The 25,275-nt window shown below is 67.9% G+C and carries 18 protein-coding genes; 4 read left to right on the top strand and 14 right to left on the bottom strand.

The features are described from left to right. From B5F84_RS08645 to B5F84_RS08655, 3 genes are all read right to left on the bottom strand, one after another. The coding region (locus B5F84_RS08645; protein ID WP_143786083.1) for a beta-N-acetylglucosaminidase domain-containing protein at nt 1–3,648 on the bottom strand (3,648 nt) is incomplete at its 3' end. Between the two features lie 207 nt (nt 3,649–3,855). Further along, nucleotides 3,856–5,103, bottom strand: coding sequence for a galactokinase family protein (locus tag B5F84_RS08650; RefSeq protein WP_087322918.1), 1,248 nt, complete (start codon nt 5,101–5,103; stop codon nt 3,856–3,858). 11 nt (nt 5,104–5,114) lie between these two features. Then, nucleotides 5,115–6,701: a UDP-glucose--hexose-1-phosphate uridylyltransferase gene (locus B5F84_RS08655; RefSeq protein ID WP_239378328.1), complete on the bottom strand. Its 1,587-nt coding sequence runs from the start codon at nt 6,699–6,701 to the stop codon at nt 5,115–5,117. A 401-nt stretch (nt 6,702–7,102) separates the two neighbouring features. Here B5F84_RS08655 and B5F84_RS08660 point away from each other — a divergent pair, with 401 nt between their 5' ends. After that, nucleotides 7,103–8,107 carry a LacI family DNA-binding transcriptional regulator gene (locus B5F84_RS08660; protein WP_087322921.1) on the top strand — a complete coding sequence of 335 codons (1,005 nt, stop codon included), beginning with the start codon at nt 7,103–7,105 and terminating at the stop codon, nt 8,105–8,107. Nucleotides 8,108–8,248: 141 nt separating this feature from the next. Beyond that, nucleotides 8,249–9,934, top strand: coding sequence for a glycoside hydrolase family 13 protein (locus tag B5F84_RS08665; protein ID WP_087322924.1), 1,686 nt, complete (start codon nt 8,249–8,251; stop codon nt 9,932–9,934). Between the two features lie 482 nt (nt 9,935–10,416). Here B5F84_RS08665 and B5F84_RS08670 read toward each other — a convergent pair whose 3' ends face one another. The 5 genes from B5F84_RS08670 to ugpC form a co-directional block, all read right to left on the bottom strand. Beyond that, a complete protein-coding gene (locus B5F84_RS08670) occupies nt 10,417–12,609 on the bottom strand; it encodes an alpha-galactosidase (protein ID WP_087322927.1) in 2,193 nt (730 codons plus the stop codon). Nucleotides 12,610–12,725: 116 nt separating this feature from the next. Continuing rightward, nucleotides 12,726–13,583: a carbohydrate ABC transporter permease gene (locus B5F84_RS08675; RefSeq protein ID WP_087322930.1), complete on the bottom strand. Its 858-nt coding sequence runs from the start codon at nt 13,581–13,583 to the stop codon at nt 12,726–12,728. Then, nucleotides 13,583–14,452: a sugar ABC transporter permease gene (locus B5F84_RS08680; protein WP_087322934.1), complete on the bottom strand. Its 870-nt coding sequence runs from the start codon at nt 14,450–14,452 to the stop codon at nt 13,583–13,585. Before B5F84_RS08680 ends, B5F84_RS08675 begins: the two co-directional genes overlap by 1 nt. A 12-nt stretch (nt 14,453–14,464) precedes the next feature. Continuing rightward, a complete protein-coding gene (locus B5F84_RS08685) occupies nt 14,465–15,754 on the bottom strand; it encodes a substrate-binding domain-containing protein (protein ID WP_087322937.1) in 1,290 nt (429 codons plus the stop codon). Between the two features lie 18 nt (nt 15,755–15,772). After that, a complete protein-coding gene (gene ugpC / locus B5F84_RS08690; RefSeq protein WP_087322940.1) occupies nt 15,773–16,888 on the bottom strand; it encodes a sn-glycerol-3-phosphate ABC transporter ATP-binding protein UgpC in 1,116 nt (371 codons plus the stop codon). A gap of 423 nt (nt 16,889–17,311) precedes the next feature. Between ugpC and B5F84_RS08695 the strand changes: the two genes are divergently transcribed. After that, a complete protein-coding gene (locus tag B5F84_RS08695) occupies nt 17,312–18,169 on the top strand; it encodes an AraC family transcriptional regulator (protein WP_087322945.1) in 858 nt (285 codons plus the stop codon). 55 nt (nt 18,170–18,224) lie between these two features. Here the strand turns inward: B5F84_RS08695 and ligA are convergent, their stop codons facing one another. The 5 genes from ligA to B5F84_RS08720 all read right to left on the bottom strand — a co-directional run bounded on the left by ligA (nt 18,225) and on the right by B5F84_RS08720 (nt 23,312). Further along, nucleotides 18,225–20,393, bottom strand: a complete 2,169-nt coding sequence (gene ligA / locus B5F84_RS08700; protein WP_087322948.1) for an NAD-dependent DNA ligase LigA — start codon at nt 20,391–20,393, stop codon at nt 18,225–18,227. Nucleotides 20,394–20,571: 178 nt separating this feature from the next. Beyond that, entirely contained in the window at nt 20,572–21,597 is a 1,026-nt protein-coding gene (locus B5F84_RS08705) for an aldo/keto reductase (RefSeq protein WP_087322953.1), read from the bottom strand. Between the two features lie 103 nt (nt 21,598–21,700). Beyond that, a complete protein-coding gene (locus tag B5F84_RS08710) occupies nt 21,701–22,120 on the bottom strand; it encodes a cupin domain-containing protein (RefSeq protein WP_087322956.1) in 420 nt (139 codons plus the stop codon). 62 nt (nt 22,121–22,182) lie between these two features. Continuing rightward, entirely contained in the window at nt 22,183–22,929 is a 747-nt protein-coding gene (locus tag B5F84_RS08715) for a carboxymuconolactone decarboxylase family protein (protein WP_239378330.1), read from the bottom strand. Then, nucleotides 22,923–23,312: a cyclophilin-like fold protein gene (locus B5F84_RS08720; protein ID WP_158094523.1), complete on the bottom strand. Its 390-nt coding sequence runs from the start codon at nt 23,310–23,312 to the stop codon at nt 22,923–22,925. Before B5F84_RS08720 ends, B5F84_RS08715 begins: the two co-directional genes overlap by 7 nt. A gap of 117 nt (nt 23,313–23,429) precedes the next feature. Here B5F84_RS08720 and B5F84_RS08725 point away from each other — a divergent pair, with 117 nt between their 5' ends. After that, a complete protein-coding gene (locus B5F84_RS08725; protein WP_158094524.1) occupies nt 23,430–24,308 on the top strand; it encodes a LysR family transcriptional regulator in 879 nt (292 codons plus the stop codon). A gap of 212 nt (nt 24,309–24,520) precedes the next feature. Here the strand turns inward: B5F84_RS08725 and B5F84_RS08730 are convergent, their stop codons facing one another. Further along, entirely contained in the window at nt 24,521–25,141 is a 621-nt protein-coding gene (locus tag B5F84_RS08730) for a flavodoxin (protein ID WP_087322968.1), read from the bottom strand. Between the last annotated feature and the right edge of the window lie 134 nt (nt 25,142–25,275).

A 25,275-nucleotide genomic window follows, 5' to 3' on the forward strand; every position in this document is an offset into this window, starting at 1 on the left:
GCGGGCGGCGTCGAGCGCCTCCTCGAGGGCGGCGACGGACTCCGCCGTCTTGCCCTCGGTGTCGGCCGCCTCGGCCGCGGCGATCGAGGCCTCGAGGGCCGTGGTGTCGGCGCGCTCGACGAGGGCGTCGCGGGCGGCGTCGAGCGCCTCTGCGGCGGCGTCGACCGTCGCCTGGTCCTCAGAGGAGAGGGCCTCGCGGGCGGCGTCGAGCGCGGAGGCGACGCCGGCCCAGGTGCTCGGCGTGTAGTCGGACTCGGTGAGGGCCTCGGCCGCGGAGATCGCGGCCTTGAGGTCGTCATAGTTCACCTCGGGCTCCGGCTCGGGGTCGGTCGGCTCCACGAGGGTGATCGTGAGCTTGTCGAGGCGCGGGGCGCTTGCGCCCTCGGGAGAGCCAAAGACGAGCGTGGAGTCGCCGGCCTTGGCGAGGGTCATGTCAAACGTGACCGTGTGGAGCTCGGCGGCCGCGTCGCTGGCGCCGGCCTCGGTGCTGCCGGCCTGGACGATGCCGGCCTCGTCGGACCAGGAGAGGGCGTTCGTGGGCGAGCCGCTCGCGTAGGAGAGGGTGACCCGGTAGGTGCCCGCCTTGGCGGCCGTGAAGGGAACCTTCACCGCATCGCCGTGGTTGAGGGCGTCAACGAGCGTGACGCCGTACATGTCGAGCGTGGTCAGCGGCCAGCCGTTGTCGTTGCTCGGGTCGTTGACGAGCTCGCCGTACTCAAACTCGAGAACGGTGGTGCCGTCGGTCTCGGCCGGGAAGGCGAAGGGCGTGGCCTCCGTGTACTTCCCGCCCTCGGGCACCGCCCCGTCAAGGCCCGCGATGGCGGCCTCGAGCTTGGCGACGGCGTTGTCGACGGCGGCCTGGTTGAGGGCGCCGGTCAGGGCGTCGCGCGCCGCGGCGAGCGCGCCCTCGAGCTCGGCCCAGCTCTCCGGCGTGTAGGCAGGCTCGGACAGGGCCTCGGCGGACTCGATCGCGGCCCTGAGGGCATCGAGCTCGAGCGTGGGGGCCGCCACGAGGCGCACCTCGGCGGCGGACATGCCCGTGTCGTTTCCGCCCGCGGCGAAGGAGTGGACGGCCTTGAGGCGGAAGTGAGTGGCCGTGACGGGGGCGTCGAACTTGGCGACGCGCCAGTCCTTGTTGGTGTAGTCCTCCCACTCGCCCGCGGCGGCGACCTCCCAGGTCTCGCCGTCGTTGCTGTAGAGGACCTGGTACTCGGTCACGGTGCCGTTGCAGGAGCCGGTGCTGACGGGGTCGCCGGTCGTCTGGCGCGGCAGGTAGCGCAGGGCGGAGACGGCCGTGGGCTCCTCAAAGGACATCTCGACCCAGAGGTCGTCGACCGTGACGCTCGACGTGTCCCACGCGGTCCCCCAGAAGGTGGAGGTGTTGTCGTCAAAGGCAAAGCCGACCTTGCCCTCGGTCGCCCCGGCGTTCTTGTCCTCGACCTCGCTGCCGGCCCTGAAGGTCATGCTCGAGACGGGGATGTCGGAGGAGGCGCTCACGAGGTCGGTCGCGTAGGAGCGCAGCGCGGAGAGGGTGGGCTCCACGTGCTCGTGGCCGGCGCGGGCCTCGTAGTTAGTGCCGAGCTGGTTGTAGGTGTAGCTGCAGCTCTGCTCATAGGTGGCCTCGGCCTTGTCGAGCGCCGTCTGGGCGGCCGTGGTGTCAAGCGCGAGGCCCGCCTCGATCACGTCGAGGTAGTCGAGCGAGGCCTGCGCCTTGTCGCGCAGCGCCTTCACGAAGGGCTCGACCTGGGTCCACATGCGCTCGTTGACGTGGGACTCCTCGTAGGTGTTCGCGGCGTCGACGATGGACTGGTAGGTCGGGCGGGCGGCCTCGAGGTCATCGGCCGTCACGGAGCCGCTCTGGACGGCCTCCTTGAGGGCGTCCATGACGCCCGCCGGGTCGGTCTCGCCCGTGTAGTCGACGGATTCCTCGTTCTTCCAGAAGGAGAAGAGGCGGTCCTGACCCGGGACGCTCGCGGAGTAGTCGGGCGTGGGGTTGGTCGCGCCCGTCGTGCCCGCCGTGCTCATGCGCATGTGCATGGAGAGCTCGCGCAGGGCGTCAGAGGCCTCGGACTCGACGGGGGTGTTGCCCTCCATGAAGCTGAACGAGTCCTGCCAGGTCTGGTTGGCGCGCTCCTCGGAGTCCCAGATGTTCCACGCATAGTCGGACACCATGAAGATGCCCTGCTTGGAGGGCTCGGACTGCTGCATGGGGTTCAGCATGATGCCGTCCACGGAGCCCGGCTCGACGCCGGCCTCGAGGAAGGTGTTGTGGCCGCCCATGGTGAGGTAGTTGGGCAGCGGGTCCGTGCAGGGCCAGTTGATCCACATGAAGGGGTTGCGGCCGGTGGCGGTCTGAACCTTGCCGATGAAGTCGGCGTTCACCGAGCCAAAGGTCTGGCCGCCGGTGACCACAAACTGGACGCTCTGGGGGGCGTCCTTGTACCACGCCTCACCGGTGCCGGTGTAGGTCCACTGCGCACCCACGTACGGGATGGTGGTCTTGAGGCCGGGGTACTTGAGGGTACCGTCGTCGTTGGTCTCCTTCTGGAGATCCTCGAGCCAGGCGGTGAGGTCCTTGAGCAGCCTCAGGTAGTTCTGACCGCCCTGGTCCTTGGCGTCGTCGGCGAGCAGGGCAATCTGGCGCACGCCCGCGTCGATGACCTGCAGGTAGCGGGCCTTCAGGACCTTGAGGTCCTCGTCGTAGTTGTTGACGAGGTCGAACTTTTCGTCAACGTCGACGCCGAGGCTCTCCTCGGTGTTGCCGTCGATCTCGCCGGGGGCGTAGAACGGCAGGAGGGCGTAGACGAAGCGGCACTTGGACTTGTTGCCCGCCTCGGCGAGGGCGGAGATCTTCGCGAGCTCCTCGTCCGTGTACATGTGGCGCCACTGGAGGCGGTGGTTGTTGTCGTCCTTGGGGGCATACACGTACACGTTGAGCTTGTGGTAGCCACCCCACTCCATGAGGTCCTCGCGGTCCTCCTGGCTCCAGGGGTTGCCGTAGTAGCCCTCGATGAAGCCGCGCGAGACCACGTCGGCCCAGTCGGAGAGGGTGAACTCGCGGAGCTCGTCGCCGGTCTCCTCCTGGAAGATCTGGTAGAGGCTCGTGAGGCCATAGAAGGCGGCGTCGGTGTCCTTGCCCAGGACCACAATCTTGCCGTCGGAGCCGCTCTCGGCGGGAATCACGGCGAGGAGGTAGGCGTCGGTCTTGGAGAAGAGGTCGTCGGCCAGGTCAAGCGCGCCCTCCCCCACGAGCTCGTCCACGTAGGCGTCGACCGCGTCGCCAGAATCCTTCACGCCCACGAGCACGTCCGTGTCGCCGTCGGCGGGCAGGGCGTCGACGCTGTCATAGCTCTCGGACGCGATGTCCTTGAGCGCGAGCGCCTCCTCGAGGCGGGCGACGGTGTCGGCGTCGATGCCGTCCTCAACGAGCACGTCGGCGGTCTCGCCGAGCGCGATCGATGCGTCGCCGTAGACCATGTCCTGCGGCGTGGGATAGAGCTGGTAGGTGACCTCGTCGGCGAGCGCCGGCCGCGCGAGCGCGCCGAGCGCGCCCACGAGCGCGGCGCTCACCGCGAGCGCGCCCACGGCGGCACGGCGGCGCCAGCTGGGGGCCATGTCCCTGCCCATCCCCTCTCTGTCAAGTCGCATGCGGTTACCTCTTTCTGTCGAGCCGTTCGAGAACGGCGTCCTAGGCCCCGGGAGCACGGGGCACTATCTGTTTGATTCTATCGCCCGGGCACGCCGTCATCAGCGTCCATTCAGCGAGCGGTAGGACAGGCCCTGCGGAGGGAAACGCGCGGGAGGCCCGCCCCGAAAGCCGGGACGGGCCTCCCCCAGAGGACCGGTGCGTGCGGCCTAGGCCTTGCCCAGGCAGGCGGCGCCCACCTGACGGATGTTGGTGAGGTAGACGTTGTCCGCGCCGAAGTAGCCGATCATGTAGTCGACGTAGCCCTGCGTCAGCTCCTTGGGGATGACGCACATGATGACGCCGGCAAAGCCGCCGCCGTGCAGGCGGCACACGCCGGCGCCGACGCGGGCGAGGTAGAGCTGGGTGAGGGCGAGCGCCATCGGGATGGGCTGCTCCTCGGGCATGCCCGGCACCACGGCGTTCTGGAGCCACTCCCAGGAGGAGCGGCCCGAGGCGGTGATGACGTCGAGCACGCGGTCCTTCTCGCCCGCCATGATGGCGGCCTCCGCGTCCTCGACGCGCGCGCACTCCTCGAAGTAGTGCAGGGCGCGCAGGACGGCGCGGTCGCCGCACGCGGCGCGCAGGGAGGCAAGGTTGGAGAGGACGGCGTCCTCGGTGGTCTCGCAGAGGTTGGTGACGCCGAGCTCGGCCGCCACGGCGTGCATCTCGTTGGGGACGGAGGAGTACTCCTCGGAGAGGTCCGCGTGCCCCTTGCCGGTGTTCACGATCACGAGGTCGCAGCCAAGCTCGTCAAAGCCGAAGTCGACCTTCTCGTAGTTCACGCCGTCGGAGAAGTCCAGAAGGATCGTGCCGCCGGCGGCGCACGCCATCTGGTCCATGAGGCCGGAGGCCTTGTCCCACCAGACGTTCTCGGCGTACTGGCCCATCCGCGCGTGGTCGGCGACCTCGATGGCGTCATCGTTGTAGAGGTGGTTGACGATCTCGCAGACGAGCATCTCGAAGGAGGCCGAGGAGCTCACGCCCGCGGACGGGATGACCTCGGAGGAGGCCACGGCGTTGAAGCCGCCGACCTTGAAGCCGCGCTTGAGCGCGGACTCGAGCATGCCGGCCACGAGCGTGGTGGACCCGCCGCCGTGGGCGATCTTGTCGATGGCGGCCGTGTCCACGACGATGGGGTCGGGGTAGCCCTCGCTCCAGATGGTGACGATGCCGTCATCGGTCCTCTGGGCCGCTCCGATGCTGTCCATCGTGATCGAGGCGGCGAGGATCTTGCCGCCGTTGTGGTCCGTGTGGTTGCCGATGATCTCCGTGCGGCCGGGAGCCGTGAAGAACTCGGGGTCGCCCGCGCCGAATCGCTCCGCGTAGCTTGCGGCGAGCGCCTCGAGGCGCCTGGCGGCGCGCTCGGCGTCCTCGCCGTAGACCCTCTCCAGGGTTGCCTTGTCCGGAATGCCCATGTCTCTCCTCCCTAGCGGACCGACGCGACGAAGCGCGCGAGGGCGGCCTGGCCGGCCTCGTTGTCCGCGAACACCGCGCAGTCCTCGAGGATCTGCGCGAACACCTGACCGATCTCCTCCTCGATGACGCCGTCGAGCGCGGCACGCCCGGCGTCGTCGAGGTCGTGCACGTTTTCGGGCGCGAACTCGGGGTGGCGCCCCAGCACCTCGGAGGCCCAGGCCGCGTGGCTCGCCACCTCGGGGACGGCGGCGGGGTCCTCGCCCGCGAGGATGACCTCCTTCAGGCGGTCCATCTCGCCGAGCAGGCGCGCGGGCAGGACCGCGAGGCCCATGACCTCGATGAGGCCGATGTTCTCCTTCTTGATGTGGTGCTTCTCCTGGTGCGGGTGGAAGATGCCAAGGGGGAACTCGTCGGTCGTGCGGTTGTTGCGCAGCACGAGGTCGAGCTCGTAGCCCTCGCCGCGGCGACGGGCGATGGGGGTGATGGTGTTGTGGGGGGTGCCGTCGGTCTCGGCGAGGACGCCGACGGTCTCGTCGGAGTAGCCGCGCCAGGCGGAGAGGACCCGGTCGGCGAGCTCGACGAGGCGCTCCGGGTCGGCGGCGTCGAGGCGAATCACCGACATCGGCCAGTCCACCACGCAGGCCCTGACGTCCTCGAAGCCCGCGAAGGAGACCTCCCGGCGCGCGCCGGCGCGCGCCATGGCGAACTCGTAGCGGCCGCCCTGGTAGTGCTCGTGGGTGAGGATGGAGCCGCCCACGATGGGCAGGTCGGCGTTTGAGCCGGCCGTGTAGTGCGGGAACATCCCCACGAACTCGAGGAGCCGCTGGAAGGTGGCGCGGCTGATCTTCATGGGGACGTGCTGCTCGGAGAGCACGATGCAGTGCTCGTTGTAGTAGACGTACGGGCTGTACTGGAGGTACCAGCGCTCGCCGGCAAGCGTGAGCGGGATGATGCGGATGGTCTCGCGCGCGGGGTGGTCGAGGCGGCCGGCATAGCCCAGGTTCTCGGGGCAGAGCTGGCAGCGCGGGTAGGGCTCGGCGCCGCCGGCCTTCTGCTTCTCCAGGGCCGCCGCGATGGCCTTGGGGTCCTTCTCGGGCTTGGAGAGGTTGATGGTGATGTCAAGGTCGCCGTAGCGGGTGGAGGTCACCCACTTGCGGTCGCGGGCGATGCGATAGGAGCGGATGTAGTCGGTGTCCTGCGCGAACTGGTAGAACCAGTCCGTGGCGGCCTCGGGGGACTCGCCGTAGCGGCGCCAGAACTCGGCCGTCACCTCGGAGGGGCGCGCGGTCACGCAGCCCATAAGGCGCGTGTCCATGAGGTCGCGGCTCGCCACGCCAGAGTCGATGACCCCGCGCTCGACCGCGTCGTCGAGCAACCCGGCGAGAATGTCCTCGAGGGCCGGGCGCGACGCGCGGGCGCGGGCGGCGCGAACGGCGTCACGGGGGACGAAGGCGCCCGTGGGCTCCCACGCGAGCGCGTCGAGCATGAGGTTCGCGGCGTAGGTGACGTCCTCCTCCGCGATGAGCCCGCAGTCGAGCGCGTAGGCGGCGAGGTCCGTGACTCCCCTCTCGACGGCTCCCATCTGGCTTTCCTCCATGGCACGCTCCTTTCCCCCGGACCGCTGTCCGGAACGTAGCTAACCCTCAAAAGGATACCGTAAGTCACCGGGCGCGCGACATCGGGCGCAGACGCCGAAAAGGTTGGGGAAAGGCGGGGCCGGAAGGCTGGTTTTCGCAGGTCGAGGGGTGCGTGTGGACCATGGGGCCACAACGGCCGGAGGGCGCGGGGGCACAGGCGTCGGTGAGCGGTAGCCCAGGCGGCGCCAGCGGCAGCGTGGAAAGGTGACTGTCCCCTTTCCACGTTTGGCGCTACAATGCCGCAGAGACGTGGAAACGTTTCCAGACGGCGGGCACGGACCCGCCTTCTCTTCCCCATTGGGTGGAAACGTTTCCAGATCCTGCCTCCGCACACGGGAGGCGCACGGAGGACGGGAGGCCCATGGACATCAGGGACATCGCGGAGCGGTCGGGCTACGGCGTCGGGACCGTCTCGCGCGTCATCAACGGACAGCCCAACGTGAGCGAGCGGGCACGCGAGCGCATCCTGGAGGTCATGGGCGCCTGCGGCTACGAGCCCAACGCCAACGCGCGCTATCTCAAGATGCGCTCCCAGAGTCCCGTGGCGGCCTTTGTCATGGGCGTGGGCAACCGCCTCTTCGGCGACGTGCTCCGCGAGATCCAGTCCGGCCTCGCGAGGGAGGGCGAGGACCTCTCGGTCACCTACCTCGACGACGACGCCACCGAGGTCTCCGAGGCCGTCCGCTACCAGCGGGCCCGTCACCCCAAGGGCATGGTCTTCCTCGGCGGCGAGACCAGCGCGTTCCGCGATGGGTTCGCGCCGATCGAGGTCCCGTGCGTCCTGGTCACCTCCTCCGCCGAGGGGCTCGGGTTCCCCAACCTCTCGAGCGTGACCATCGACAACGAGGGCGCGGCGGCCGAGGCGGTGGGGCACCTCTGGGGCTGCGGCCACCGCCGGATAGGCGTGCTGGGAGGCTCGCTCGAGCCGGGGAAGGTCGCGGCCGCACGAGTCGCGGGCGCCGCGCGGGCGCTCGCCGAGCGCGGCTCGGCGCTCGACCTCGAGCGGGACTACGAGCCCTGCGACTACTCGGAGGAGGGCGGCTACGGCGCCGTGCGCCGCCTGCTCGAGCGCGCGCCGGACGTGACGGCTGTCTTTGCGCTCGGGGACGTCATCGCCTTCGGCGCGGTGCGGGCGATCCGCGACCTCGGGCGCTCCGTGCCCGAGGACCTCTCCGTCGTGGGCTTTGACGGCACGGCGCTCGCGCGCTACGCCGTGCCGCGCATAACCACGATCCGACAGGACACCGTCGCGCTCGGCGAGCGCACCGTCGCGCTCCTGCTCAGGGGGATGCGCGGCGAGGGCGGCTGCGCGCACGAGCTCGTGGGCTACGAGCTCGTGCGGCAGGAGAGCGTGCGGCGGCTCTAGCCGCGCGGGCGGGCGGCCCGCGCGAGGGTTCTTCTCGCCCGCCGTGCCCTTCTCGCCCGTCGCGTTCTTCTCGCCCGCCAACGAGCCCCACCCCCACCCATAACCAGCAACCGAGGCCCGTCCCTCATGAAAGGAGCACGCATGACCCGCAACAACGACCGAGCGGACTGGTGGCGCCAGGCCGTCGTCTACCAGGTGTACCCCCGCAGCTTCCACGACGCCAACGGCGACGGCCTGGGAGACCTCCGCGGCGTGACCGCCAAGATGGGGTATATTGCCGCGCTTGGGGTGGACGCGATCTGGCTCTCCCCCTTCTACCCCTCCCCGCTCGCAGACGGCGGCTACGACGTCGCCGACTACCGAGACGTCGACCCGCGGCTCGGCTCGCTCGAGGACTTCGACGAGATGGTCGCGGCAGCGCACGGGGCGGGCGTGAAGGTCGTGGTGGACATCGTCCCCAACCACACCTCCTCGGAGCACCCCTGGTTCCGCGCGGCGCTCGGGGCCGGGCCCGGCTCCCCGGAGCGCGAGCGCTACATCTTCCGCCCCGGGCGCGGCGAGCACGGCGAGCTGCCCCCCAACGGCTGGAGGTCGTGCTTTGGCGGCCCCGCCTGGCAGCCCGTGGGCGACGGCGAGTGGTACCTGCACCTCTTTGCCGCGGAGCAGCCCGACCTCAACTGGAGCAACCCCGAGGTCCACGAGGACTTCCGCCGGACGCTGCGCTTCTGGAGCGACCGGGGCGTCGACGGCTTTCGCGTGGACGTGGCGCACGCCCTGGCCAAGGACCTCGACAGCCGCCCGCTCGACGCCTGGCCCGACGACCCCGGCCAGGACCGTCCCGGTGAGGACAACCCCCTCTGGGACCGGCCCGAGGTGCACGATATCTATCGCGAGTGGCGTCAGGTCTTCAACGAGTACGAGCCCGCGCGCTTTGCCGTGGGCGAGGCCTGGATCGTTCCGGAGCACCAGTGGCGCTACGCCTCTATGGAGGAGCTCGGGCAGGTCTTCAACTTCGAGCTCGCCAAGGCCAACTGGATGGCCGACGAGATGCGCCCGGCCATCGAGGAGGGGCTCGCCGCGGCCGAGCGCTCCGGCTCCACCACCACCTGGGTGCTCTCCAACCATGACGTGCCGCGCCACGCCACGCGCTACGGCCTGCCACAGGTGAAGTCCGCGGAGCACCACCAGCTCGCCAACGACTGGCTGCTGCGCGACGGCCGGAGCTATCGCGAGGACCGTGCGCTCGGAACGCGCCGGGCGCGCGCGGCGCTGCTCATGGAGCTGGGCCTTCCCGGCTCGGTCTACCTCTACCAGGGCGAGGAGCTCGGGCTCTTTGAGGTCGCCGACCTCCCCTGGGACGCGCTCGAGGACCCGCAGGCGCGCACGACCGCGCACGGCGACGCCCTCAAGGGCCGCGACGGGTGCCGCGTGCCGCTGCCCTGGGAGGCCGCGCGCGAGGACTTTGGCTTCTCGGCGCCCGCCGAGCACGCGCCGGCGCACCTGCCGCAGCCCGCGTGGTTCGCGGGGCACGCCGTGGACGCCGAGGAGAGGGACCAGGGCTCGATGCTCTGGTTCTACCGCCGAGCGCTCGCCCAGCGCGCCAGGCTCCTCACGGCGACGGGAGACACGTCGCTCGCATGGGTCAGCGGATACGACGACCAGGTCATTGCCTACGAGCGGCCGACGGACGACGGGCGCGCGCTCGTGAGCGTGACCAACTTCGGCGCGCACGCCGTGCCCCTGCCCGAGGGCGAGGTCCTTCTCGCCAGCGTGCCGCTCGAGGGCGGGCTGCTGCCGGGCGACGCCTGCGCCTGGGTCGTGCGGTAGCGGCCTCGTCGCGACGGGATGGCCGACGCGGGCCGGCTCGACTCGCTCGAAGTCACGCTTTCTCGCAGCGATGCGTGACTTCGAGCGAGTTTTCTTTTGCAGCTCACTCAAAGTCACGCCTGCGCTGGCGATTGCGTGACTTTGGCTGAGTTTTCTCCAGCAACTCGCTCAAAGTCACGTCTGCACCGGCGATCCGTGACTATGCGCGAGCTTTCTCTGGCGACTCACGCAAAGTCACGCCTGCGACGGCGATTGCGTGACTTTGGATGAGTTTTCTCTGACAGCTCACTCGAAGTCACGCATCAACGGGTCGTTACGTGACTTCGCGCGAGCAAGCGAGAAGAACTCACCCAAAGTCACGCCCCACGCCCCGCATCCCGCGCCCAGAAGCCCCGCCAAGTGAGGCCCCCTCAACGAGAGGCGCCCGGGCCCCATGAGGAACCCGGGCGCCATCACGCGAGAGGGGTACGACGGAAGCGCCGCTAGTCCACGCGCTCGAAGCGGTAGAGGAAGTTCTCGTAGGGCGAGTTGGGCACGGTCAGCGGCAGGCCCATGTCCATGAGGGCGTCCGCGGAGAACTCGGTGCCGTTGCTCACCATGCGGTACGTGGCGCCCGGCGTGAGGCCGCGCGGGACCACGTAGTGCGCCACACCGTAGCCGTCCACCTTGAGCACCACGGCGCACACGAGCGCCTCGGCGCCGTCCTCGGAGACGAACTCCCAGGCGCAGACGTCATCGGTGGCGGGGTCGGACAGGCGGTAGAAGAGGCCCTCGCGGACGAGGTGCTCGATCTTGCGATACGTGGCCACCTGCGTGCGGATGAGCTCGCAGGCGCGCTCGTTCAGCTCCATGAGGTCGAGCTCGTAGCCAAAGGCGCCGCCCGCCATGGCCACGGTGCCGCGCGCGCCAAGCGGCACGGTCCGGCCCGTGATCTCGTTGGGGCAGGCGGAGACGTGCGCCCCCATCGACGAGCACGGGTACCCGAAGGAGGTGCCGTACTGGATGGTCATGCGGTTGCGGGCGTCGGTGTTGTCCGACGTCCAGATCTGCGGCGTGTAGTAGAGCATGCCCGCGTCGAAGCGGCCGCCGCCGGCCGAGCAGCCCTCGATGAGGAGGTCCGGGTAGCGCGTGCGGACGCGTTCGAGAAGGTCGTAGAGGCCGAGGATGTAGTCGTAGAGGACCTTGCCCTGGTCGCTCGCCACGCGCGAGTGCACGTCCACGATCGAGCGGTTGTAGTCCCACTTCACGTAGTCGATGCCACCCTGGTCGAGCACCGCGGTGAGCTGCTCGAAGAGGTTGTCGCGCACGTCGGCGCGGGAGAGGTCCAGGACCAGCTGGTCGCGGCCGAGCACGGGCGGCTTGCCGGGGACGGTGAGCGCCCAGTCGGGGTGCGCGCGGAAGAGGTCGGAGTCCTCGTTCACCATCTCGGGCTCGACCCAGATGCCAAAGCCGAGGCCCACCTCGTTCACGCGGCGCGCGAGGTCGGCGACGGTGCCGCCGAGCTTGTCCATGTTGGGCTGCCAGTCGCCGAGGCCGCGGCGGTCGTCGTTGCGCGCGCCGAACCAGCCGTCGTCCATGACGAGCATGTCCAGGCCGAGCTCGGCGGCCTTCTTCGCGAGCTCCACGAGCTTGTCGCCCGTGAAGTCGAAGTAGCAGGCTTCCCAGGAGTTGATGAGCACGGGGCGCGGGGAGTCGCGCCAGGGGCCGCGGCACACGCGCTCGCGGATGCAGCGGTGCAGGTTGTGAGAGATCTTCTCGAGGCCCGCGCCGGAGTAGGTCATGAGGACCTCGGGCGCCACGATTTGCTCGCCCGGCTCGAGCGGGTAGGAGAAGAGGTCGGAGGCCAGGCCCATCTGCATGCGGGTCTGCTCGTACTGATCGCGCTCGACCTCGGCGAGAAAGCTGCCGCTGTAGACGAAGCTCATGGACCAGCAGCGGCCCGCGGTCTCCGTGGCGTCGTGGTCGCAGGCGATCATCACGGGGTTGTACTGGTTGGAGGACATGCCGCGACGGCTGCCCACCGAGAAGGACCCGTTCGTGACCGGGCGGCGAGAAGGACGGCGCTCCATCGCGTGACGGCCGTCGAAGGTGATGACGTCGAAGTCGCCGGTCACGAAGTCGAGGCAGGCCGTCTGGGCCTTCTCCACCGTGAGGCGACCCTCGCCGACGTTTCTGATGACGGCGGCGCGGGTGATGACGTCGCAGGCAGGCATGACGCCGTAGAGGAGCTCGACCTCGAGGCCGATCCGCTCGTCGGCGAGGGTGATCGAGAGGGTCTGCGCGCCGTCCTTCTCGCCCTCGTCGTAGACGGCGGGCAGACCTGGCAGGCCGTACTTGCCGTCGCGCAGCTCGTGGGACTTGTAGCGCAGGTCGCACCCGAAGGTGCCATCGGCGCCGCGCACCATGAGGAGCGGGCTTCGCATGTCGCCGGCGCCCTGGAAGGGGTACTCCTGCGGCAGGACGTCGAGCGAGTAGGTGCGGTCCGCCACGTCGTGTGGGCAGCCGCACATGCCGCTGCGGTCACAGTAGGTCACCAGATAGGACAGGTCGCCCGCTGTCCGGGCGCCGTAGTAGAGGTGGAGCAGGTAGCCGTGCTCGTCCACCTTCATCTGGTAGGTGGTCGAGCGGGTGTCGATGGTCAGGGTGCGCGCTGAGGCGTCAAAGGTCAGGGGCATTGGTTCCTCGATTTCTCTCGCATGACGCATAGGCACTAAAAATATAGCGCAACACGGGAGCGCCCGACACCCACAATCTGCGGGTGCCGGGCGCCAGGGAGAGCTGCGGACGGCGACTACTTCACGGCACCGTTGGTGACGCCACCGATGATCTGCTTCTGCGCGATGATGTAGAAGATGATCATGGGGAGCATGGCCAGCAGGTAGGACGCGAAGGCCAGGTTGTAGTTCGTGGCGAAGGCCGTCTGGAAGTTCATCTGCGCGAGGGGCAGGGTGTTGACGCCCGAGCCGCCCATGATGACGAGCGGGGTCATGACGTCGTTCCACACGGCGAGGCCGGTGATAACGGCGACGGTGGCGTGCATGGGCTTCATGAGCGGGAAGATGACCTTCCAGTAGGTGGTCCAGGTGGAGGCGCCGTCCACGCGGGCGGCCTCCTCAAGGGCCGTGGGGATGTTCCTCAGGTAGCCCGTGTAGAGCATCATGTTCATCGGCATGTAGAACACGACGTAGAGGACCATGACGCCGACCATGTTGTCCAGATGCAGGATGGCGGTCTGCTTGACGAGCGGCATCATCAGGATGGCGAAGGGCACGTACATGCCGGCCACGATGAAGTAGTAGGACGCCTTGAAGAGCTTCTTGGAGTCCATGTTGCGCCCGATCGCGTAGGCGGCGAGGCTGTGGACCAGGACGGAGATCACGACGGCCGCCACGGTGATGATGAGCGAGTTGAGGAACGAGTTGAAGAAGTCGGTGACCTGGATGGCCTCGATGAAGTTGTCAAGTGACCACGTGGAGGGCAGCGACAGGATGCCCGCGATGTCGTTGGTCATCTCGGAGGGGTCCTTGAAGGCGATGACCACTGCCATGTAGAGCGGGAAGATGATGGTGATGAGGCCGATGATGAGCAGGATGGTGATGGGCCAGTTGACCCGCTCCTTGACCTTGGTAGGAACAGTGTTGTTAGCCATTAGAGCTGCTCCTCCTTACTGTTCAGGAACTTGGTCTGGGCGATGGAGATCACGGCGATGACGATGAAGAAGATGACGGCGTTGGCGCACTGGAAGCCAAACTGGCTGTTGTTGAGGCCGTTCTGGTAGATGAGGTACGAGATGGACTCAGTGGACTGCGCCGGGCCGCCGGAGGTCATTGCCACGATCTGGTCGAAGGTCATGAGCATGTCCTTCATGACGAGGACCATGTTCGTGGTGATGGACGGCATGATGAGCGGGAAGGTCAGGTAGCGGAACTTGTCCCAGCCGGTCGCGCCGTCGAGCGCGCCCGCCTCGTAGACGTCCTCGGGAACGGAGGAGAGGCCGGTGATGTAGATGATCGTGGTCTGCGCGCAGGCCTGCCAGACGAGGACCACGACGATGGCCACCCACGCCCACTCCTTGCTCGCCAGCATCGACTCGGTGCCGGTGATGGCCGGGACGATGTAGGTGAAAAAGTAGCTGAACACGTAGCCGACGACGAGGCCGCCGAGGATGCGGGGCACGAAGTAGATGCCGCGCAGGGCGCTCTTGAACTTGATCTTGCTCGAGAGGCCGATGGCCAGCATGAGCGAGATCACGTTGACGAGGATCGTGGAGACCACGGAGATCTTGAACGTGAACAGGTACGAGTTGCCCACGCGGGCGTCCTGGAACAGGTCGATGTAGTTCTGCACGCCCACGATCTCGAAGGCGCCGTAGCCCTTGGAGTCGGTGAAGCTGTAGAAGAAGCCCGTGAGCAGCGGAATCGTGTTGAACGCGATGAACAGGACGAGCACCGGAATCAGGATTGCGAGGAAGGTGCGGTTCCTGTCAGAGCCCGCCTTTGAAGCGGCGATACTTGCCATGTGTCTCCCTCCTTATCCCTGAGTTGCCATGTACTCCGCGTACTTGCGGATGACGGTCTTGTTGTAGCGCTGCCAGAGGTTGTCCCAGTTGGCGAGGAACGCGTCGACGTCCTTGTCGAGGAGGAACGCCTGGAGCTGGGCGTCGCAGGCCATGCCCGAGGGGTACGAGTGGTCGGGGTAGTCAATGACCTTGCCCTCGTCCAGGAAGTCCTGGATGTCGTCGAACAGCGGGTCGAGCGTGAAGTCGCCCTCGATGCAGGGGATGGCCTTCTGGTCGTCGCAGTAGGTCTGGAGGTTTTCCGGCTCGTTGAGGAAGTCGATGACCTCGTAGATCTGGTCGCGGTGCCCCTCCTTGGCGGCCAGCATGTTCCAGCAGAGGTCCACGCCGGAGACGATGATGCGGTCGTCGGGGTTGTCGCAGGCGGGCATGGCGAACAGGCCGATGTTCATCTCCGGGTTAGCGGAGAGGATCTGCGGCACGGCGAAGGAGCCGCAGGGGAACATCGCGGACTGGCCGCGGGCGAAGGCGGTGCAGGCGTCCTCGTAGCTGTAGGCCATCGGGCCGTCCTCGGCGTAGTCGAGGAGCTTGAGGAGCTTCTCGGCCGGCTCGCGGTAGTAGTCCGCGAACTTGGCCTCGCCGGCGTTGACCTTGCGGATGTGGTCGGACGGCACCAGCTCGACGAGCATGGAGTTCCACGGCGAGAGAATCGTCCAGGTGTCGAGGAAGCCAAGGTAGAGCGGCAGGACCTCGCCCTCGGCCTTGATCGTCTCGCAGAGGTCGATGAACTCGTCCCAGGTCTCCGGGAGGTCCCAGCCCTTCTCGGCGAACATGTCCTTGTTGTAGAGCATGCCCGCGGCGTTGGCGATGTAGGGAACGCCGTAGATGCCGTCCATCGGGACGTAAGTGACGCTCTTCATGATCTCCTGGTAGGCCGGCTGGACCTTCTCCATCCCGGGGTAGCCGGAGACGTCGGCCAGGATGTTGGAGTCCACGAAGTCCGCGTAGGAGGCGTCGCCGCCGATGGCCACGACGTCAGGGTAGTCCTCGCGGACGAAGCGCGTCTTCATGATGGTGACGGCGTCGTTGGGGCTCGTGAAGTTGAGGTAGATGTGATCGTTGGACTCGTTGAACTCGGCCATGAGCGCCTCGAAGATGCTCACTGCCTCGCGCTTGTACGAGACGAACTCGATCTCGGTCTTTCCGTCGGAGCGCTCCCCATCGCAGCCCGTGAGCGCAAGTCCTGCAGCGACCGCGCCCGAGAGCCCGATGAACGAGCGACGTGTGAGTGCTCTTTTCTGCATAGGTGAGGCCCTCCTTCCCTAGTGGGCGATGGCGAGCTCGGTCTGCTTGTCGAACAGGTGGATCTTGGCAAGGTCGACGGCGCACTTGATCTTGTCGCCGGTGCGGACCTTGCTCGAGGCGGAGAGGTGCGCGGAGATCTGGCCGCCGTCCGCGTCCGCATAGATCATGGCCTCAGAGCCCAGGAGCTCGTAGACCGTGACCGTGGCCGGGAAGGCCTCGGAGAGGGTGCGGCCCTCGGCGTACTCGTGCTCCTCCACGACGTCCTCGGGACGGATGCCCATGACGACGACCTTGCCCACGTAGCCGCCCTTCTTGAGCGCGGCGCCCTTGTCGTCGGGGAGCGTGATGACGTTGGAGCCAAAGGTGACGGTCACCTTGCCGTTCTTCTCGCCCACCGTGACGTCGATGAAGTTCATCTGCGGAGAGCCGATGAAGCCCGCCACGAACAGGTTGCAGGGCTCGCTGTAGAGCTTGGAGGGGGTGTCCACCTGCTGCATGACGCCGTCCTTCATGACGACGATGCGAGTGCCGAGCGTCATGGCCTCGGTCTGGTCGTGCGTGACGTAGATGATCGTGGCGCCGAGGCGGTCGTGGAGCTTGGAGATCTCGGCGCGCATCTGCACGCGGAGCTTGGCGTCGAGGTTGGAGAGCGGCTCGTCCATGAGGTAGACCTTGGGGTTGCGGACGATGGCGCGGCCCATGGCGACGCGCTGGCGCTGGCCGCCGGAGAGGGCGGACGGCTTGCGGTCGAGGAGCTTCTCGAGGTCGAGGATGCGCGCGGCCTCGTGCACGGCCTTGTCGATCTCCTCCTTGGGGGCCTTGCGGAGCTTGAGCGGGAAGGCCATGTTGTCGTACACGGTCATGTGCGGGTACAGGGCGTAGGTCTGGAAGACCATGGCGATGTCGCGGTCGGCCGGCTCGACGTCGTTGACGACGCGACCGTCGATCTTGAGCTCGCCGGAGGTGATGTCCTCGAGGCCGGCGATCATGCGCAGCGTCGTCGACTTGCCGCAGCCGGACGGGCCGACGAAGATGATGAACTCCTTGTCGGCGATGTTCAGGTTGAAGTCCTTCACCCCCTCATAGCCGTTGGGGTACTTCTTGCCTACGTGTTCGAGGGTCAGTCCCGCCATTGCGCAACCTTTCTCCCTGCCCGGCGCGTGCGCCACGCTGCCGGGATCCCACCTTACGTGGCGCTCATTCTAGCCTTACGTTTTTTTGCTGTTTTGTCCTATTTATGCTATGTCTTCCATCTTTTGGATACTCATTGCAGTTATTAATACTTATTTGTTTTTACTATCTATCTAGAGATGAATCGTCGAGCGGACGCGAATCGCGGGGGAACGGTAGCAGACCATCTAAAACAGCCAGTTGATAGGGCATATGTCCTTTCTTTTCCTAATTTGGCCCCTATTCAGGGCAAACGTCGAATATATATCTTTGTGCAACTTTATTGCCAAATATGGTATATCGATTTTGTGCGCATTTGTGGGGAACTCAGACATGGGCCGCACCCCCGGCGCATAATGGCTCGGGCAACCGCGACAGGAGGGCACATGGCGACGCACGAACTCGAGTTCTCGACCTTCGCGAGCGGAAACTACGTCGACCTCATGCCCTACCAGTACGGGCGCGAGGCCTGCGAGCCGGGCCACGCGTTCGGCCCCGCGCGGCGCAGCCACTACCTCTTCCACTACATCATCGCCGGGTCAGGAACCCTTACCTCGACGGACGAGAACGGCCTCACCGCAGACCGCGAGCTCGTGACCGGCGAGGGCTTTCTGATCTTTCCCGGCCAGGTCAACACCTACGTGGCCAGCCTTGCCGACCCCTGGAAGTACATCTGGGTCGAGTTTGACGGCATCCGCGTGAAGGAGAGCCTCGAGCTCGCCGGGCTCACGCCCTCCTCCCCCATCTACCGGGCCAAGTCGACCGAGCTGCGCGAGCGGATGGTCGAGGAGATGCGCTACCTCGTCGCCAACAGCGAGTCCTCCCCCTTCCACCTCATCGGCCACACCTATCTCTTCCTCGACTACCTCCTGCGCTCCGTCGAGCACCTTCCCTCCGAGACGCCCAACCGCCTCCAGGACTTCTACATCCGCGAGGCGGTCGACTTCATCAAGGGCAACTACCAGCGTGAGATCTCCGTCGAGGACATCGCCCGGCAGACGGGGCTCAACCGGAGCTACTTTGGCAAGGTGTTCAAGCTCGCCACCGGCAAGTCGCCCCAGCAGTACCTCATCGGGTACCGCATGACCAAGGCCGCCGAGCTGCTCAAGCTCACCTCGATGCCCATCGGCGAGGTTGCCTCGGCCGTGGGCTACCCCAACCAGCTGCACTTCTCGCGCGCCTTCAAGGGCGCCTACGGCATCTCCCCGCGCGACTGGCGTCGCGAGTACGCGCGCCAGCGCTGACGCGCCCCGAGCGTCACCGGGACGGACGGGGCGCCGCGGGCCGGGACATGGCCCGCTAGTCGACGGCCGGCGGCTCGCCGGTCTCGAGCAGGCGGTCGAGCGCCTGCTCGTCAAGGACGGGCACGCCGAGGGACTCGGCCTTGGCGAGCTTGGAGCCGGCGGCCTCCCCCGCCACCACGTAGCTCGTCTTCTTGGAGACCGAGCCCGTGACCTTGGCGCCGAGGGCCGTGAGCGCGGCCTTGGCCTCGTCGCGCGTGCGCCGCTCGAGCGTGCCCGTGAGCACGAAGGTGAGGCCGGAGAGCGTCTGCGGGCGCTCAGGCTCCGAGCGCTCCTCCTCCAGCACCACGCCCGCCTCGCGCAGGCGCTCCACCACGGCCACGTTCTTCTGGATCGAGAAGAACTCGCGCACGCTGGCGGCGATCTTGGGACCAACGCCGTCCACCTGGGCGATGTCCTCCTCGGTGGCGGCGGCGAGCGCCTGCATGCTCCCAAAGTGGGCGGCGAGCTGGCGCGCCACCGTGGCGCCCACGTGACGGATGCCCAGGCCAAAGAGGACGCGCGCGAGGCCGCGGCCCTTGGACTCCGCGACCTGCGCCATGATCTTGGCCGCAATGACGGGGCCAACGACGATGTCCTCGCCGTCCACGGTCTGCCGGCCCGTCCAGACCTCGGCGAGGTCCTTCTCGGTGAGCCTGTCGTAGAAGTCGGCCACGTCGGCAAGCAGCCCCTGCTCCACCATGCGAGAGACGATCTCGTCCCCGAGGCCGTCGATGTCCATGGCCGTGCGGCTGCCCCAGTGGATGAGGCGCTCGGTGGCCTGGGCGGGGCAGTCGATGGAGACGCAGCGGTAGGCGACCTCGCCCTCCTCGCGCACGACGGGGCTGCCGCAGGAGGGGCAGGTCGTGGGCATGTGGAACTCGGGCGCGCCGGCCGGGCGGAGCTCCAGCACGGGGCCCACGACCTCGGGGATGACGTCGCCGGCCTTGTGGACCACGATCGTATCCCCCACGCGGACGTTCTTGCGGGCGATCTCGTCCACGTTGTGGAGCGTGGCGCGGGCGATCGTGGAGCCGGCCACGGTCACGGGGTCGAACTCGGCCACGGGCGTGAGGACGCCGGTGCGGCCCACCTGCACGCGAATCTCGCGCAGGACGGTGCGCTTCTCCTCCGGCGGGAACTTGAACGCGATGGCCCAGCGCGGGGCGCGCGCCGTGAAGCCGAGCGCCTCCTGCTGCGCGAAGGAGTCCACCTTCACGACCACGCCGTCGATGTCGTAGTCAAGCTCGTCGCGACGGGCGAGGGCGCGCTCGCAGTAGGCGTGGACCTCGGCGGCGGAGGTGCAGCGGGCGGCGTGGTCGTTCACGGAGAAGCCGCAGTCGCGCAGCCACTGGAGGAAGTCCCACTGGGCGTGGACGTCGATGGGCGCCTCGTCCGCGACGGCGTAGATGAAGGTCTCGAGGTCGCGGTGGGCCGTCACCTTGGGGTCCTTCTGACGGAGGCTGCCGGCGGCGGCGTTTCTCGGGTTGGCGAAGGGCGCGGTGCCGGCGGCGTCCGCGTCCTCGTTCAGGCGCTGGAAGGAGTGGCGCGGCATGTAGACCTCGCCACGGACCTCGACGGAACGGCCGAGGCCACCGTCCGCCAGGCGCGCGAGGCCGGTGGGCGCGAGGGCGCGCGGCACGTCGCGCACCGTGAGGACGTTCGCCGTGACGTTCTCGCCCGTCGTGCCGTCGCCGCGCGTGGCGGCACGCACGAACTGGGCGTCACGGTACGTGAGCGCCACGCCGAGGCCGTCGATCTTGAGCTCGCAGGTGTAGGCCACCGGACGCTCCGGCGTGGCGCCGAGGGCCTCGTCGGTGCGGGCGAGCCACTCGTCAAGCTCGGCGAGGTCCATCGCGTCGTCCATCGAGTACATGCGCGCGGCGTGCGCGACGGGCTCGAACTGCTCGGACACGTAGCCGCCCACGCGCTGGGTGTAGGACTCGGGACCCGCGAGCTCGGGGTGCGCAGCCTCGAGGGCCAGGAGCTCCTGGAGCAGCCGGTCGAAGGCGGCATCGGTCATCTCAGGGTCGTCCAGCGCGTAGTAGGCGTAGGCAGCGTGGGAGAGGATGCGGTTGAGCTCCGCGTGGCGGGCGCGCGGGGTCGACGCCGCGGCCGGCGCGGGCCCCGTCGGGGCGTCATCTCCGAAGAGCGACGTCTGGACCTGCACGTTCTTCTCGTCTGCCATGCGTTTTCCTCCTGCGGGCGCCGGGTTTCTCGGGCATCAATGGTAGCGCATGGGCCGGACGGCGGCTGACGCCGCGCGTGCCAATTGGGGACGTGTTTTTTCTTGCAGATAATTTGGGACGTGTTTTTTCTTGCAGATAATTTGGGACAGGTTATGGGTCAAGGGGGCGGCCCCTTGCCTACCTTGTGTTGGGGTTCGTGGTGCCCGCAAGGGGCCTCTCGCCGGGGCGGGCCGCCGGGCCCACGAGCTCGTGCGCCACGTAGGGCTCCTCGAGGTAGGCGACCTCGTCCGCCGTGAGCTCCACGTCGAGCGCCGCCACCGCGTCGTCCACGCGCTCGGGCTTGGAGCAGCCCACGATCGGCGCCTCCACGCCGCGCGCCCAGTGCCAGGCGAGCGCGATGCGCGACATGGGGACACCGTGCTTCTCGGCCAGCTCGGCCACGCGCGCGACGATGGGCATGTCACGCTCACGGTCGGCGTCGTACTTGTTGCGCATCGTGGCGTCGGTCGTGGAGCGCTTGGACGCAGATTCCCAGGTGGGGCGGCACAGGTGCCCCGAGGCGAGCGGGCTGTAGGGCGTGAGCGCCATGCCAAACTGGCGACACACCGGGATCATCTCGCGCTCGTCCTCGCGGTAGAGCAGGTTGTAGTGGCACTGCATGCTCGTGAACGGGGTCCAGCCGTTCTGGACGGCCACGACCTGCATGTTGTGGAGCTGGTAGCCGTACATCGCGCTCGCGCCGAGGGCGCGCACCTTGCCCGCGCGCACGAGGCCGTCGAGCGCCTCCATGGTCTCCTCGATCGGCGTCTCATAGTCGAAGCGGTGGATGATGTAGAGGTCCAGGTAGTCCGTGCCCAGGCGCGCGAGCGTGCCGTCGATCTCACGGCTGATCGCCTCGCGCGAGAGCCCGCCCTCGTTGAAGAAGACCTTGCTAGCGAGAACCACCTGGTCGCGCGGGACGCCCAGCTCGCGCAGGGCGGCACCGATGTACTCCTCGCTCGTGCCGTGCGCGTAGCAGTTGGCCGTGTCGATGAAGTTCACGCCCAGCTCGAGCGCGCGGGCGATCACCGCGCGCGTCTCGTCCGGGCCGATCGTCCACTGGTGGAAGTCCGCCGAGGGCGCACCGAAGCTCATGCCCCCGAGGCAGAGCCGCGGAATCCTGATGCCGGAGTGCCCGAGCGCCGTGTAGGTCATGTCTGCCATAAAGGAACCTCCAATTAACCAATTGGGGACGTGTTATTTCGCACAGAGTTTTTGGGACAGGTTGTACGCAAAAAAACACGTCCCCAACGTGCTCAACGTGCCGCTACGCCGGGTAGTCCTCGTCCGAGACGGGCTCGAGCCACTCGTTCGTGCAGTCCTCGCCCGGCGCCTCAAAGGCGATGTGGGAGAACCAGGAGTCGCGCGCGGCACCGTGCCAGTGCTTGACGCCGGCGGGGATGACCACGACGTCTCCCGAGCCGAGCGCGCGGGGCTCCTTGCCCCACTCCTGATACCAGCCGCGACCATCTGTGCAGATGAGAATCTGCCCGCCGCCCTTGCTGGCGTGGTGAACGTGCCAGTTGTTGCGGCAGCCCGGCTCGAAGGTCACGTTAGCAAGGCCGACGCCGCACTCCGCGGCGCTGGTCAGCGGCTTGAGGTACGAGTTGCCGATAAAGTACTGGGCGTACGCGTCGTTGGGACTGCCCAGGCCGAACATCGGGGTGAAGTCGCTCTTATCGCTCATGGTTCCTCCTTTGGTAGGCGTGCAAAAGTGCCTGTCCCTTTTGCACTGTGTAAAAGTGCCTGTCACTTTTGCACGGCGCTGTCGATGCAGGCGAGGGCATTCAGGCTGCGCGGGTAGCCGACGTAGGGCAGGATCTGCATGACCACGCGGTACAGGAAGTCCTTCGTGCGCCCGAGGTTGAGGTTGGCGCCGGCGTGCGCGGTGGCCTGCGGCTCGCAGCCGCCCTGCGCCACGAGGTAGCAGAACGTGACCATCTCGCGGTCCAGGTCCGAAAGACCGCCGCGCGTGTAGTAGTCCCCGAAGCAGTTCTCGGCGAGCCAGCGGTTCACCGTCGCGCGCTCGGCGGGGCCGGTCTTCCAGCTCTCACGCATGTGCCCGCCAAAGTAGTCAACCTGCTTCTGGTTGCCGGCGCCGCCGCGCGTCTCCAGCGTCGTTGTGCCCTGCGCGGGAAGCGGAAGCTCCACGTTCTTCTCGGCAAACACCTCGTTCATGGTCCAGAGGAACGGGCGGGTCCGGCCGATGCCCAGGTACGCCGTGCCCTGGTAGACGACCTCGCGAGCCTCGACGGGGGTAACGGCCCTGGCGTCGAGCGCCTCGGCGAGCGTGGCGCGGAACTGCTCGTACCCCTGGCAGCCGAGAAGCGCCGCCAGAATCGCAAGGTAGCGCTCGCGAGCCGGGAGCTCGGCCGCGGGCTCGCCGGGGACCTCCTCGCCCGCGAAGTACGCGAAGCGCTCCGCAAACTCCGGGTCCGTCGGCGCCAGCTGCGCCATGCCGCAGGCCAGCGCGCTCGTGTCCGTTGCGTCTACCATGGTTGCTCCCATCTCTCAACTGCCTGATTGCACAGCTCAATGCGAACGTCGTGGGTTCCCGAGAGGCCGCGGAGCGCCTCGAGCGGGCCCGCCGCGCGGCCCAGCGTGACCTGGCCGCCGTAGCGCGCGGAGTTCTCCTCGTCGTCAAAGAAGAGCGCGAGCCAGTCGCCCTCGGGCTTGTAGTTGAGGTCTCCATTGCACCAGCCGGAGTGGACGTCGGTGGCGGGGCACGGCAGCGAGAAGGGCAGCTGCCCGCAGCACCCCACGCTCGAGACGCTCATGGGGAGCGTCTGTGGGAGCCACGCCGCAAGCGCTCGTGCGGCTGCGGTGCCGTTCAGCTCCACGGGCACGGTGGCCCCGCCTATGCGCAGCTCAACCCTCACGTCCGCCTCCCGCGTGCAAAAGTGCCTGTCCCCTTTGCACATTCTCCGCCGTGGGATGATGGACTACAATTGCTTATATCGTATACCGTGATATTCCGTACTCTTATGGGAGCGCACATGGAACTCCGCACGCTTCGCTACTTCCTCGCCGTGTGCGAGCACGGAACGATGTCGCGCGCCGCCGAGGCGCTGCACGTGACGCAGCCGGCGCTCTCCAGGCAGATCGCCGCGCTGGAGCGCGAGCTGGGCGCCCCGCTCCTCGAGCGCCACAGCCGCAGCGTCACGCCCACCGAGAAGGGCCTCTACCTGCGGCGCCGGGCGCAGGAGATCGTAAGCCTCGCGGACCAGACCACCTCGGACCTCGCCCACGGCGAGAAAATCGTGGAGGGCGACGTCTTCATCGGCGCCGGCGAGTCGGACGGCCTGCGCGTCATCGCCCGCCACGTGCACGCCTTTCGCGAGAAGTACCCCGGCGTGCGCTTCCACCTGCACAGCGGCAACGCGCCGGACCTCATCGAGCGCCTGGAGCACGGCGTCGACGACTTCTCCGTGCTCATGAGCTACCCGGACGTGGACCGCTACGCCCACCTGCGCCTCTCCCCCACCGACGCATGGGGCGTCCTCCTGCGCGAGGACGACCCGCTGGTCGCGCGCGAGGCCGTGAGCCCCGTCGACCTGCTCGACGCGCCGCTCATCGTACCGGAGCGCCACGCCAAGGGCGACAAGCTCACCGGGCTTCTCGCCACGTGGTTTGGGGAGCACGCCGGCGAGGCCAACATTGCCGCGACGTACAACCTCGCCTACAACGGCGCGCTGCTCGTGCGCGAGGGCGTGGGCCGCATGCTCTCCTTCGACGGGCTCACGACGGTGGGCCCGGGCACGGGGCTGGAGTTTCGCCTGCTCTTCCCGCCGCTCGTCTCGGTCATCGACCTCGCCTGGAAGCGCGACGTCGCGCTCTCGCACCCTGCTCACCTTTTCCTCGACAGCCTAACGTGATACGAAGGGGCTGTCCCTTCGTATCACTTCGGAAGTCCTACAGCGAGCGCCCCAGCTCGAAGGCGCGGCGCGGGGCGCCCGTCGCGCGCGTCATGGCCGGCGTGCCACTGCCACGTCCTCGCGCGCCCCGCGCGCGAACTCCTCGCACAGGATCGCGGTCGAGCCGTCGCGGTTGGGGCTCCCCTGCAGGATGACGATGTTCATGTCTCCCCCTAGAGCCCGAGGCCGGCCGCCCACTCGGCCGCCTCGTCGCCGGCGCCGGCCGAGAAGCGCTCGCCCTCGCGCCAGTCGCCGGAGCCAGCGAGCCCCGCAAGAAGCTCGGCGCTGCTCCCGATGCCCGAGGAGCCCGACGTGCAGAACGGCACCACGGTCTTGCCGGCAAAGTCGTTGCCTTCCGCAAAGGTGCGCAACGGCCAGGCCGCCTCGCCCCACCAGATCGGGTAGCCAAGAAGGACCGTGCCATAGTCCGTCCAGTCGTCGGGCGTGACCTGGGCGAGCTCGGGACGGGCGTCCGCGCGCTCGACGCTCGTGCGGGAGGTGTCGTCACTGTAGTTGAGGTCCGCCTCCGTATAGGGCTCGGCCGTCTCGATGGCAAAGACGTCCACGCCCAGGCGCTCGGCGATCGCGGCGGCAACGCCCTCCGTGTTGCCCGTCGCCGAGAAGTACGCAACGAGCACGGTGTCCGCCGGCGCGGCGTCCGCCGCGGGGACGTCCTCGGCCGGCTCCGCTGCCGGGGCGGCCGCGGGCGGCTCGTCCTTCTCGCCAGCGCAACCGGCGAGCGCCGCGGCAGCCGCACCGGCGGAAACTGCAAGGAAGTTCCTTCTCGTCAGCATGTTCTTCTCCCCCTCCGTCCGTGCGCTAGGTGTTCAGTGCCAAGACGTTGTTTACGCCCGGAGGGTGACAAATAGGGATGGCTCCCGCATGCTGTGAGTTGTCTAGGCTTACGGCAAAGGGGGCCATCCCATGT

Source organism: Olsenella sp. An290, from assembly GCF_002159535.1.
Classification (GTDB): domain Bacteria; phylum Actinomycetota; class Coriobacteriia; order Coriobacteriales; family Atopobiaceae; genus Thermophilibacter.

Excerpts from the sequence above, each read along its gene's own strand:
- B5F84_RS08670 (WP_087322927.1), bottom strand. The coding sequence starts at position 12,609 with ATGCCCCTGACCTTTGACGCCTCAGCGCGCACCCTGACCATCGACACC.
- B5F84_RS08665 (WP_087322924.1), top strand. The coding sequence starts at position 8,249 with ATGACCCGCAACAACGACCGAGCGGACTGGTGGCGCCAGGCCGTCGTC.
- B5F84_RS08685 (WP_087322937.1), bottom strand. The coding sequence starts at position 15,754 with ATGCAGAAAAGAGCACTCACACGTCGCTCGTTCATCGGGCTCTCGGGC.
- B5F84_RS08660 (WP_087322921.1), top strand. The coding sequence starts at position 7,103 with ATGGACATCAGGGACATCGCGGAGCGGTCGGGCTACGGCGTCGGGACC.
- B5F84_RS08710 (WP_087322956.1), bottom strand. The coding sequence starts at position 22,120 with ATGAGCGATAAGAGCGACTTCACCCCGATGTTCGGCCTGGGCAGTCCC.
- B5F84_RS08650 (WP_087322918.1), bottom strand. The coding sequence starts at position 5,103 with ATGGGCATTCCGGACAAGGCAACCCTGGAGAGGGTCTACGGCGAGGAC.
- B5F84_RS08655 (WP_239378328.1), bottom strand. The coding sequence starts at position 6,701 with ATGGAGGAAAGCCAGATGGGAGCCGTCGAGAGGGGAGTCACGGACCTC.
- B5F84_RS08725 (WP_158094524.1), top strand. The coding sequence starts at position 23,430 with ATGGAACTCCGCACGCTTCGCTACTTCCTCGCCGTGTGCGAGCACGGA.
- ugpC (WP_087322940.1), bottom strand. The coding sequence starts at position 16,888 with ATGGCGGGACTGACCCTCGAACACGTAGGCAAGAAGTACCCCAACGGC.
- B5F84_RS08675 (WP_087322930.1), bottom strand. The coding sequence starts at position 13,583 with ATGGCTAACAACACTGTTCCTACCAAGGTCAAGGAGCGGGTCAACTGG.
- B5F84_RS08695 (WP_087322945.1), top strand. The coding sequence starts at position 17,312 with ATGGCGACGCACGAACTCGAGTTCTCGACCTTCGCGAGCGGAAACTAC.
- B5F84_RS08705 (WP_087322953.1), bottom strand. The coding sequence starts at position 21,597 with ATGGCAGACATGACCTACACGGCGCTCGGGCACTCCGGCATCAGGATT.
- B5F84_RS08680 (WP_087322934.1), bottom strand. The coding sequence starts at position 14,452 with ATGGCAAGTATCGCCGCTTCAAAGGCGGGCTCTGACAGGAACCGCACC.
- B5F84_RS08715 (WP_239378330.1), bottom strand. The coding sequence starts at position 22,929 with ATGGTAGACGCAACGGACACGAGCGCGCTGGCCTGCGGCATGGCGCAG.
- B5F84_RS08730 (WP_087322968.1), bottom strand. The coding sequence starts at position 25,141 with ATGCTGACGAGAAGGAACTTCCTTGCAGTTTCCGCCGGTGCGGCTGCC.
- ligA (WP_087322948.1), bottom strand. The coding sequence starts at position 20,393 with ATGGCAGACGAGAAGAACGTGCAGGTCCAGACGTCGCTCTTCGGAGAT.